Source organism: Hymenobacter jejuensis (assembly GCF_006337165.1).
In the GTDB taxonomy this organism is placed as follows: Bacteria; Bacteroidota; Bacteroidia; order Cytophagales; family Hymenobacteraceae; genus Hymenobacter; species Hymenobacter jejuensis.
In genome coordinates, this window is the sequence record NZ_CP040896.1 from 3,901,975 (window position 1) to 3,914,091 (window position 12,117).

Annotated in this window: 7 protein-coding genes; 1 reads left to right on the forward strand and 6 read right to left on the reverse strand. The window is 58.5% G+C overall.

From position 1 onward, the window contains the following. Window positions 1-12: 12 nt before the first annotated feature. From FHG12_RS16240 to FHG12_RS16265, 6 genes are all read right to left on the reverse strand, one after another. A complete protein-coding gene (locus tag FHG12_RS16240) occupies window positions 13-3,342 on the reverse strand; it encodes an efflux RND transporter permease subunit (RefSeq protein WP_139516724.1) in 3,330 nt (1,109 codons plus the stop codon). Between the two features lie 164 nt (window positions 3,343-3,506). Next, window positions 3,507-5,153, reverse strand: coding sequence for an MFS transporter (locus FHG12_RS16245; RefSeq protein ID WP_165699430.1), 1,647 nt, complete (start codon window positions 5,151-5,153; stop codon window positions 3,507-3,509). Window positions 5,154-5,362: 209 nt separating this feature from the next. Then, a complete protein-coding gene (locus FHG12_RS16250) occupies window positions 5,363-5,581 on the reverse strand; it encodes a hypothetical protein (RefSeq protein WP_139516726.1) in 219 nt (72 codons plus the stop codon). Between the two features lie 568 nt (window positions 5,582-6,149). After that, window positions 6,150-6,482, reverse strand: coding sequence for a hypothetical protein (locus tag FHG12_RS16255; RefSeq protein WP_139516727.1), 333 nt, complete (start codon window positions 6,480-6,482; stop codon window positions 6,150-6,152). Between the two features lie 284 nt (window positions 6,483-6,766). Beyond that, entirely contained in the window at window positions 6,767-7,300 is a 534-nt protein-coding gene (locus FHG12_RS16260; RefSeq protein WP_139516728.1) for a hypothetical protein, read from the reverse strand. Between the two features lie 245 nt (window positions 7,301-7,545). Beyond that, window positions 7,546-8,580 carry a chemotaxis protein CheB gene (locus FHG12_RS16265; RefSeq protein WP_139516729.1) on the reverse strand — a complete coding sequence of 345 codons (1,035 nt, stop codon included), beginning with the start codon at window positions 8,578-8,580 and terminating at the stop codon, window positions 7,546-7,548. Window positions 8,581-8,979: 399 nt separating this feature from the next. On the opposite strand from FHG12_RS16265, the gene FHG12_RS16270 reads away from it, so the two are divergent. Further along, window positions 8,980-12,042 (forward strand): CheR family methyltransferase, encoded by a 3,063-nt coding sequence (locus tag FHG12_RS16270; protein ID WP_139516730.1) that lies wholly within the window; start codon window positions 8,980-8,982, stop codon window positions 12,040-12,042. Window positions 12,043-12,117 lie beyond the last annotated feature (75 nt).

Here is a 12,117-nt window from a genome sequence, read left to right on the forward strand (position 1 = left end):
TGATTGAATTTTCTACGCTGCAACGGCAGCGGGTTCTTTCTTCTTCAAATACGAAAACATGATGGGCACAAAGAACAGCGTCGTGACGGTGGCCAGCAGCAAGCCCCCAATTACGGCGCGGCCCAGCGGGGCATTCTGCTCACCGCCTTCGCCCAAGCCTAACGCCATGGGAGTCAGGCCGATAATCATCGCCAACGCCGTCATGAGTACGGGGCGCAGACGCGTATAGCCCGCGTCCAGGGCAGCATCACGTGGGTTGAGGTCGGGTTCTTCTTCGCGGCGCTCGTTGGCAAAGGTCACGAGCAGAATACTGTTGGCCGTGGCTACTCCAATGCACATGATGGCGCCCATCAAAGAGGGCACGCTGAAGGTCGTCTGCGACACAAACAGCATCCACAGAATGCCCGACATAGCGCCCGGTAACGCCATGATGATGATGAACGGATCGAGCCACGACTGGAAGTTGACCACCATCAGCAAGTACACCAGCACAATGGCGCCCAATAAGCCAAACCCGAGGCCCACAAAGGAGGTGTGCATGCTCTCGATCTGGCCGCGTACGGTGATGGTGGTGCCTTTGGGCAGGTCTTTTTCGACTTCCGAAATGATCTTCTGAATGTCGGTGCTGACGCTGCCCAAGTCGCGGTTTTCAACGCTCGCGTACACGTCCAGCACCCGCTGAATGTTGTAATTGCTGGCGACGGCCGAGGTCTGGGTGCGGCGGACTACGGCGAAGTTGCTCAGCAATTGGGTAGCATTTTGGGTAGCGCTGGTCACGCCGATATTTTGGAGCTCGTCCATCGTCGAGAGGTCGCGTTGGGGCGTCTGCACGGCCACTGCGTAGCTCACGCCCGTCTGCTGATTGAGCCACTGGTTGGGCGACGTTTGGGTGCTAGAGCTGAGGTTGACCAGCACGTTATTGGCAATGTCGCGCTGCGAAAGGCCGGCCTGCTGGGCCCGTACCCGGTCGATGTCGATGCGCAGCTGGGGCTGGTCAAATGCTTGATACACAAAGGCATCCACTACACCCGGAATATTGGCAATGCGCTCCTTGAGCTTCGCCGCAATCTTCTGGTTGGCGATTCTGTTCTTGCCGACCACTTGCACGTCAATCGGGGCGGGCAGGCCAAAGTTGAGCGTTTGATTGACAATGTCCGCTGCCTGAAAAAACACGATCAGGTCGGGTTGCTGCTGCTTGAGACGCCGCCTGATTTCGGTGATGTAGGCGGCGGTTGGGCCGTGGTCTTCGTGCATCGACACCAGAATCTCGCCGTCGCCGGAGCCCACGGTGGGGTTGTCGCTGAGCAGCAGGTTGATGGAAATAACGGGCAGGCCGATGTTGTCCATCACCAAATCCAGCTCGTCGGCCGGAATCACTTCCCGAATCACTTTTTCTACCTGCGCAAAGCGGCGCTCGGTTTCCTCGATGCGCGTGCCGGTGGGCACCCGCACGTGCAGCCGCAGCAAGCCGGCATCCACTTTCGGGAAGAAGTTTTGCCCAATGAACGGATACAGGCAGCCCGACCCCAGAAACAGCACCGCAAAAGATGCCACCACCATTTTACGGTGGTTCAGCGACCAATCCAAGGCGCTGCGGTAGGTGTTGCGGAGGCGCTCAAAGCCGTGGTCAAAGCCTTTATGCAGGCGCCACACCCAGCTATTTTCGATGCCTTCGGCGGCCTTGCGTTCGGCGTCGGTAATGGGGTCTTCGGCGACTTCGTTGGGGTCGGCGCTGGGGTGGCGCTTCTCGTAATTTTCGCGCAGTAGCTGCTCCAGGCGCGCCTCTTCGGGGCTTACGGGGTGGCCGTCGCGCACTTGCTCGGTGGGCAGGTGCAGCGTGCCTTCTTTGTGGTAGATTGGTAACTCCTTGCGCAGCAAATACATAACCAGCGTCGGAACCAGCGTCCGGGAGAGCAGATAGGAAGCCAGCATGGCAAAAATCACCGACATGGCCAGCGGCGCGAAGATGGATGACGCCGCACCCGCCAGGAAAAAGACCGGTACAAACACAATGCAAATCGAGAGGGTGGCCACCAAAGCCGGCGTGGCAATCTGCTGGGCGCCGTCCAGAATCGAGCGCTTCAGGCCCTTTTTCATGCCCATGTTGCGGTGAATGTTCTCGATCTCCACTGTGGCGTCGTCCACCAGAATACCCACAGCCAGCGATAAGCCGCTCAGGGTCATGATGTTGAGTGTTTGGCCCAAGAGGTGCAGCACAATGATGCTGACCAGAATCGAGAGCGGAATGGAAGTGGCAATGATGAGCGTCGATCGCCACGACCCCAAGAACAGCAAAATCATCAGGCCGGTGAGCATAGCCGCGATGCAGGCTTCGAGCACTACGCCTTTGATGGAAGCGCGCACGAAAAACGACTGGTCGAATAACAATTTGATATTCAAGCCATTAGGCACGATAGCTTGAATCTTGGGCAACGTCTTCTTGATGCCTTCGATTACGTCGAGGGTGCTGGCCGCGCCGCTTTTCAGCAGGGGAATGATGGCCGTACGGCGTCCGTTTTGGCGCACAATGTTTTGCTGCACCGCAAAGCCTTCGTGCACGTAGGCCACGTCGCGCACATACACCATCGAGCCGCCTACCTGCTTGATGGGCAAGTCGTTGAGCGTGGCAATGGCTTCGGGGCTGCTATTAAGCTTGACGTCGTATTCGCGTTCTCCCATCTTAGCCGAGCCCGCCGGAATGATGACGTTCTGGGCGGTGAGGGCGGCTACTACGTCGTTGCCCGACAGGCCTTTGCCCGCCAGCGCGGCCGGGTTCAGATCGACCATGATTTGCTTGGGCTTGCCGCCGTTGGGCAGCAGCACCGAGGCCCCCTGCACCACCGCCAGCCCCGGCCGGATGAAGGCGTTGCCCGCGTCGTACAAATCCGATTCGCCCAGGTTGTCGGAGCTGAGGCTGGTTTGGGCAATGGGCACATTGGAGGCCGAATACCGGATGATGAGCGGGGGCGTAATACCGGGCGGCAGCACCCGCAGCAGGGTCTGGGTCTGGGCGGTGATCTGGGCTACGCCGGCTTCCACGTTGGAGCCCGGCTGAAAGAAAACTTTGATCAGGCCTAAGCCTTTAAGTGACTGCGATTCAATGTGTTCGATGTTGGCAACGGTAGTCGAGTAGGAGCGCTCGTTTACGGTTACCACACGCTGGTTCATTTCCTCGGGGCTCATGCCGGCGTACGTCCAGACTACGCCCACGACGGGAATGTTGATCTCCGGAAAAATGTCGACCGCCATGCGGCGAATGGTCATGATGCCGCCCACCAGAATCAGCAGCGACATGACCACGAAAGTATAAGGGCGCGCCAGCGCCAGACGTACGATCCACATAGCGGGAAGGATAAGTAAGGCGGCTTACAAAACGATAAGCCGCCAACGCGAGCCAACTGCCGGGAAGCAGCAAAGGGTAGAACCTACTTCGGGGAAGCGCGCTCCGAACTTGTGTCGGGCAGACCTCACAAGGTAAGAACTGTCAAATGAACTCAGGATGAAACTCAGCCGCTAATAACGGCCGCGGGCGGCAGATCTGCACGTTTTAAATTGATAAAATGCGATACCACCGGTGGTTCCGGGCCTCGGTGCAGGTTGCGGGCCGCCGTGGCAAGGGCCGCTTCGTCGGGGCCGACGCCCTGCGTATGCTGCCGTTCGTGCTCGGCCCACGACTCCACTACGAAGTATTCCATAATGCGTTCGGGGTCAGCCAGATCGGCGTAGAGGCCCACCCGGATGGCCCCTTCGCGCCGGCGGATGCGGCCAAGCTCTTCCATGGTCGCGGCGAAAGTCGGGACGTCCTCTTGCGCAATGCGATACGCGATGGTAATCAGCACGGGGCCGTCGTTGGGCGTGGGCTCCATCACAATGGTAGGCTCGGCCCAATGGCTGGCAATGGTGAAGTCGAGGTTTTCGCCGTTGCGCAACGAAAACCGGAAGACCAGCAGAATGCTTAGCAACATCCAGGCGGCGGCACCGGCCAGGGCGACGGGCAAGCCAAACTCGTCGGCGAGCGCGCCCCAGGTGAAACTGCCCAGCGCCATGCCGCCCTGAAACACCAGAATGTAAATGCCCAAGGCTCGCGCCTGTATCCAGTTCGGGACCACCGTCTGGATGGCCACGTTGAAGCTGTTTTGGCTCATCATCCAGGCGCCGCCGCACACGGTGAGTAGCACGTAGAGCAGGGGCAGGTTACTGGAAAAGCCCATGCCCAGCACCACCACCGCAAACAGCACCGCCGCCAGCGACACTCGCTTATCGATGCTGAACGCGCGGTTGAGGCGCGGCAGCAGCAACGCCGTGACCACGGCCCCGCCGCCCATGCACGAGAGCAGAATAGAATACACCGCGCCGGTTTGGTGCAGCAGCTTGGCAACCACCGGCGAAAGCAGCGCAAACACAATGCTGGCCCCAAAAGTGAAGAAGAACGCCCGCACCAGAATGTTCTGCACCGGCGGCGAGAAGCGGGCGTAGCGCACGCCCCCGCGCATGGCCGCCAAAATGCGTTCGCCGGCCAGTGCCGTAGTCGGTGGCTGGGCCTCGCGTTTCCAGCTGTAAACCATGTAGATAGTGGCCAAAAACGACAACCCGTTGAGCAGAAACGCAAAGCCCGCCGAAAAATAGGCTACCACCAACCCACCCAACGCCGGTCCCACGGCCCGCGCCAAGTTGAAGCTGATGCTGTTGAGCGTAATGGCAGCCGGCAATTGCGAGCGCGGCACCAGCTCCGGCGTTACCGAGCGCCATACGGGGTTATTGAGCGCCCCGCCGATGTCCAGGGTGAAGGTCAGGAAAAGCAGGCCCCAGGGCGAGATGTGACCCAGCAGCGTTACGGCGGCCAGCACAAGCGCGACCACGCCCATCCAGGTTTGGGTGATGAGCAGAAACTTGCGCCGGTCTACGAGGTCGGCGAGGGCGCCGGCGGGCAGGCTAAGCAGGAAGATGGGCAGGGCCGAAGCCGTTTGCATCAGGGCTACCAGCACCGTGGAGTTGGTCAGGTGGGTCATCAGCCACACGGCGCCCACGTTCTGCATCCAGGTGCCGATGTTGGAGACGAAGGAAGCAATCCAGAGCATCCGGAAAAATCCCTCCTTCAGAGGTGCCCAGGGCGAAACAAGGGGCGCTGGCGAAACGGTAGTAGAAGCAGGCATACTCGAACAACGTACGGACGCGCCTGGCATGGGGTGGCGCGTTCGGGACTAGCTTACGTGGCTCCGGCAAAAAATGCTGCCGTACCGCGCTGCCCAAACAAAAACATCCCCGCGCCAGCCGGCCCGGGGATGTTGCGCTGCGGACAAAAGAAAGGTCGAAAGGCAAGCTGTTCCGAGGGCGGCCTGCCGCTGGGCAGGCCGCCCTCCGACTATTTTTTGCTGCCTTTTTTGCCAGCTACGGTGTGCTGATCAGGAGAAGAGGCACCACCGCTTTGTTTACCGGTGTTGGGCATTTTGCCAGTGTTGGCCATGTTGCCAGAATTGGGCATGCCCCCAGTTTTGCTGGTGCTGTTGCGAGCTTCTGCTCCCTTTTTGCCGGCTTCGGAATGCTGCTCCGAAGTGCCGCCACGTGCGCTTCTGTTTGGCATTGTTGTAAGGGTTGAGGGTGGAAAATTAAACCTGTGCCTTTAACGAAAATGCCGCCTAAATAGTGGTGTAAAAATTAAGTAAATGTTCTGTAATACAGATATTTACGCATTTTTACGGATGCCCGCTGCCGGATTCTGACCTGCTCATGCAGGAGAAGATCGGGGTACGCCAAAAGAGCCTTGGCAGCGGCAGCGACCAGCGACCGTACCAGCATAAAAAACCCCGGCCCCGCGCGAGACACGCGGGGCCGGGGCAACCAATCACGCCGCAACCCTACAGGCCCGGCTCCGATAAGTAAATGCAGGAGAATAGGCTATTGCAATTATAGCGTAGTCAGCTTCCCCAAGGTGCAGACAGAAATGCTCCTGCTGCGTTTCTGCTACTTGAGAAGCCGTCTCACTACAAAGATCGCCATTACGGAGGGCTAGCACACCGTGAATACTACGGAATTTTACTTTGGAAGAATACGTAAAAGGCCTCCGCATTTGACACTAGTACAGAGAGGTATACAATAATTGGTTTTATATAAATAATTGACTATCAAATACTTATAATAAGATAATCCTTTTACGCTTCAGTGGGCGCGCCAAGCGAGGCATGAAACAAGTGGCTGACCTTGAGCAGCTCCAAGCAGCGCATCAGTACCGGATCGACGTTGCGGAGCACGATGTAAGCCCCGGCCTGGTGCAGCAGCAACAGTTGCGACACAAAATGGCTCACCCCATATTGGCGCACGCACTGCAGCCGGGAGCAGTCGACGAGCAAATGCGGCCGCGGCAATTCGGGGCGCCGGTTCAGCTCGCGCGCCATCTGCGGGATGTCCGCGCCGTCCGGGTTGAATAGCGTGAAGCGCAGTTCGGAGGAGGGTTGCCGCGGGGGGTCGAAGGCGGAAGTGTTCATACAGCTGATGAAAGTTGAGCAGCGTGAAAGCTGTAAGCACGTACCGAAAAACGCCGGCATTGCCGCCCGCTCTGATGCAGCACACTAAGCCAAAATTGTCAGTAGCAGCGGAAGTATAAGTTACGCAGAAACTCTAAGCTAATCAAGGAGTTAGCTGAATATAAACTGGACTATTAATGGTTTTTGCCCCGTTTTTTGTCTTATTCTCAGCAGTGTTTCTGCCGCCGAGTAAGCCCAGCATTTCGGGCATGCTTGCTGCGTGTGCAATAGCTGGGTTTGCCTCTTCAGGCATCGCCTAAGGGCGCAACATTGGGGAAGCAGGCCGCCTGCATCAGCCAACTGTGGCTGCCCGAGCTTAGGCGCATGAGAGTAAACCCTTTGTTGAGCGTACGGCCTTGCAGCAGCAGGTGAAGCCGCCCGGTATGTAGGCCGTGATTCAACACAGCCGCTGGGTAGCCTTGCCGGCTGCCTGTAAGCTGGCACGTGCCGCTATCAAGCTCATGGGCAGGAAGCTGGAGATGTTCGGGCGCTTCGATCAGCAACGCCTGCTCCTGCGGATTGAGCAGGCGCCTGCCGTAGCCTGAAAGCAGCCAGTGCGCCAAGCACTCCGACTGCTCGAAGATGGCCAAGTGATAATGCGAGGTGTCGTCGGGCGACTGCCGCAGCACGAAGTGCAATGCCGGAAAGCTGCTTTTCGCCCCTATTGCGGGGGTAGCTTCGTCCGCGGCCGAGTGCTGGGGCGAGGGTGCGCTCCGCGGCTCGGGGGCCTTAGCGGGCAGCAGGTCGAGCAGCAACGCCCGGCCAAGGGAAAGCGGCATGGGAGTGGAAATGCAAGCCATAAGGAGTAGCTCAAATCGCCGGAAAGCAGACAAAAACGCTTGCCCGCAAGGGCAAGCGCATATTCAGGCTTTTAAACGATAAAGCAGGCCTCCTTACACTCCGATTTCTACGGAAAATGCCTAGTGTAAAACACTGAAATTGTGCTGAAGCTCAACGCTATAGCTGAGGTAAGAGTGTATTGTCGGGCCAGAACTCTTGCGAGTACTAAAGCCCAAAGCCGGGGCTACTGATTGTCCGGGGCAGCTGCCACTTGGCTGCCGTGCTCGTGGCTGGTGCGGGGTGGAGGCGTGCTACTAAGCAAAAACTCGCGCAGGCGGTTGATGTGCACTTTGATTTCCTCGATGCGCTCTTCCTGCTGCACGGCGTACGGGCCTTCGCCGCGGCTGGCCATGCTGATGAGCAGGTTTTTGCGCTCTTCCATCATGCGCAGCGCCACCCACAAGCTCTCTTCCAGGCTTTCCTGCGTGAGCTTGTAGAGCGAGTCGGCGGTGAAAGCGTGGCCAGTGTGACAGCGGTAGCGCAGCACTTTGCCTTGCTTAATCTCCCACAAAGTGCCTCCACAGTCGGGGCAGGTCATGGGCATCAGTTTGCCGATTTTACTTACGTCCTGTGTAGTGCCCACAACTCTTTCCGCAATGGCGGCCTCTAGTTTAATGTCTTCCGGAATGGTCCTGCCGTTGAGTATTGGCATCTGAACCAAGCGCTGCAGCAAATGTCCCATCTCCGATAACGGCACCACATAATCGATGGGCACGTTGTGCAGCGCACTTTCCGGCATGCTCGGAAACTCGGCCTCCATAGGGTCCTGCACCACGGCCCGCCCGCCGGAACGCTTGATAAACTCCAGCCCGGCTGTGCCGTCGTGCAACATGCCGGTCAGAACGATGCCAATAACGGACGTGTTATAATATACTGATGCTGAACGAAATAGCGCGTCGGCCGAGGGGCGGAAATGATTTTCGCGCGGCCCTTTCGTAACAAGCAGATGCTGTTCTTTCACGAGCAGGTGCCGGTCGGGTGGGGCCAGATACAAGCAACCCGCTTCGATGGGCTCGCCGTCGTGGGGCAGAATGCAGCGCAGCTTGGTATGCCGTGCCAGGCGTTGCACCAAGTGCTCGCCCGATGAGTCGGGCGCAAAATGCTGCACGACCAGCACCGCGGCGGGCAAGTCGGCGGGCAGCTGCTCGACGAGGCAACACAAAGCAGGCATGCCGCCCGCCGATGCACCGATGACGATAAGGTGTTGGCGGTTGTCCACGATCAGAGAGGAAGAATGCGAACCCTGGCCCGCAAGCAAGCCGACCAGCGTTCGTGCCTGAGAATATCTACGGCAAGCAGCACCGTCGGGGCTACGAATGGGGCTCCGTATTAATCACATATTTGTTGCCCAAAGCCCGTTATTTAAAGGTATTTTTAATAGAAAAACCGAGGGGAAACGCGCGAATGCCCATTCGCTCAAAAATCCTTAGGAGCTTTACCAGTGCCGGCCGTGCTGCTTTAGAGAGGCGGTTTCCTGCCGATCTGGTTTGAATATAACTGTATGTTATTGATAATGAATAGTTTACTTTAATAGGTGCCGAATTAATACTTGCGGCCTCTTGTTTTGCTTTACGATAGTCCTGCGCAGCGGCATGCACAAGGCCTTTTACCCCACCCCATGAGCCCACTCGATCATATGTCTCCCGATCAGCTTCCTGAGCCGGAGGAGCCCATTCTTCTGACGGACGGAGACGCGATGCCCGTTGATGCGATGGTGTCGCCGATACAACTGCGCGAAGCCCAGCGGCAGGAAGACCCGTCGGATAAGTTTCCGGTGGTGTGTCTGGGTGGCTCGGCGGGCTCGATCGAAGGGTTAGAGCGGTTTTTTCGCAACATGCCTGCCGATCCCGACATGGCCTTCGTAGTGGTCACGCACCAGAGCCCCGACCAGCAGGGTGAGCTCACGCAGGTCATTCAGTACTTCACGCCCATGCCCGTGTTGCAGGCCGAAGACGGCCTCAAAGTGCAGCCCAATCATGTGTACGTGATTCCGCCTGACCGCGACATGAGCATGCTGCACGGCACGCTGTTGCTGTTTACGCCCACGCAGCCGCGGGGCCGCCGCCTGCCCATCGATTTTTTCCTGCAAAACCTGGCCAAAGATGCCCGCGAGCGGGCCGTGTGCATAATCTTCTCGGGCCTGGGCACCGACGGCACCATCGGGCTGAAAATGGTGATGGAAAACTTCGGGATGGTGATGGTGCAAGCCCCCGAAACGGCCGAGTACGACTCGATGCCGCGCTCGGCCATCGCCACCGAGTTTGTCGATTATGTGCTGCCCGCCGAGCAGCTGCCCGCCAAGCTCATCGAATACCTCAAAATACCGGTGATGAACCGGCCGCGCCGCGAAGTGGCCGAGTCGGCCTCCAAGCCCGCCCACGCCCTCCAGAAAATCTTTATCCTGATTCGGAGCCGCACCGGGCACGACTTCTCGTTTTACAAGCGCAATACCGTGTTCCGGCGCATCGAGCGGCGCATGAACTCTCACCAGATCAAGGAGTTTACGCATTACGTGCGCTACCTACAGGAAAACCCCGAAGAGGTGGATCTGCTGTTTAAGGAGCTGCTGATCGGCGTCACGAAGTTTTTCCGCGACCAGGAAGCGTACGAGGCACTCAAGAAGCGGCTGTGGCCCGTGATCCAGGAAAAGCCCATCGACAGCACCATCCGCGTCTGGACGCCCGGCTGCTCGACGGGCGAGGAAGCTTATTCCGTGGCCATGACGCTGATGGAATGCCTCGACAGCGTCGATCCGCTGAAGTACCTGAAAATCCAGATCTTCGCTACCGACATCAACCCCGAAGGCATCGAGTTTGCGCGGGCCGGCGTGTACGGCGAAAACATCGTAGCCGACGTCAACCAGGAGCGCTTGCAGCGGTTTTTTGTGAAGGTCGATGCGGGCTACCAAATCCGGAAGGAAGTGCGCGACGTGGTCATTTTTGCCGTGCACAACCTCAATAAAGACGCCCCGTTCACCAAGCTCGACCTGCTGGTGTGCCGCAACCTGCTGATCTACCTGTCGGCGGAGTTGCAGCGCAACCTGATCCCGATTTTTCATTACGCCCTCAATCCGGGAGCCGTGCTGTTGCTGGGGCCTTCGGAAAACCTGACCGGCTACCAGGATTTGTTTCAGCCCCTGGACGTTAAGTGGAAGCTCTCGCGCCGCATCGAAGGCAGCTCGTCCATGGCTCGCCTTATCAATTTTCCGTTTGCCCTGGGTCGCCTTCAGGAAGTACCCGTTCACTCTGCCCACAATATGAACCCTGCTGCCCGTAAAGAAGGCCCATTTGCTTCGCTGGTGCAGCGCGTGCTGCTGCGTGAGTTTACGCCGCCAGCAGTGGTCATCAACGCCAAAGGCGACGTGCTGTACATCAACGGCCGGACCGGCAAATACCTCGATCCGGCACCCGGCATGGGCAGCATGAACCTCTTCGACATGGCCCGCGAAGACCTTACCTACCAGCTGAGCGCCGTGGTGCACAACGCCCTCACTGACCGGAGCGACGCGGTGGTTGAAAACGTGAAAGTCAAGACCGAAGGGGGCGTTCAGCTGCTGCGCCTCACGGCCAAGTACCTCGACGAGCCCGAGCAGCTGGCCGGTATGCTGCTGGTGGCTTTCGAAGACATGCCCACGCCTACCAAAGTGCGCTTGGGCAAAGCCGGGCTGTCGTCGGAGCTGAGCCGCGACGCCGTTATTGCGGCCCTCGAAAAAGAGCTGCAATACACCAAGCACCGCCTCCAGACGACCGTCGAGGAAATGGAGTCGAGCCTGGAGGAGCTCAAAAGCACCAACGAAGAGCTGCAAAGCGCCAACGAGGAGCTGCAAAGCACCAACGAGGAGGCCATGACCAACAAAGAGGAAATGCAGAGCCTCAACGAGGAGCTCATGACCCTGAACATGCAGTACCTGAGCAAAACCGAAGAGCTTTCGCAGGCCGCCAACGACATGAAAAACCTGCTGGACGCCACCGAGATCGCAACGGTTTTCCTAGATAACGAACTGATTATCAAGCGATTCACCCCTAGTATGAGTCGCATCATCAATCTGCTGCCTACCGACGTAGGGCGCTCGATTACGCACTTCGCCAGCAACCTGCGCCACGAACAGCTAATGGAGGACGTGCGCTTGGTGATCGATCGCCTGGTGCCCGTGGAGACCAACATCCAGACCACACGCGGCGAGTGGTTTGTGATGCGCATTCTGCCCTACCGCACCCTCGACAACTACATCAGCGGGGCCGTGATCACGTTCACCGAAATCACGGAGCTAAAGAACTTGGAAGAGCAACTGACCGTCAGCACCGCCATGGCCGAAAGCATCGTTGAGTCGGTGCGCGAGCCCATGCTGGTGCTCGATGCCCAGCTGCGCATCCTCACCGCCAGCCATGCGTTCACCGAAACCTTTGCCGTGGAGCTGGACAAAATAAAAGGCCAGCCGCTCTCGGAGCTCAGCGACGGCATCTGGAACCAGCCGGCGCTGCACCGTAAGCTGGTGCAGCTGCTACAGGCCGAAAACCAATCGTTCGACGATGCTTTGCTTGAGCTAACGCCGAACGGCCAAAGCACGCGTTCGCTGCGCATTCACGGGCGCCGCATCACCAGCGACGGCCAGAAAACCAATCGCCTGCTGATCGGCGTAGAGGAGCAGGCTCCAAAGCCGGCCGCGTCGAGGCCGGAGTAATCGCGCGCGCAGCGCATTAGCTGCGGGCGTGGTCGTTGTGCTGACTATGCGGGCAGGCTTGGCCTGCCGTCCCTT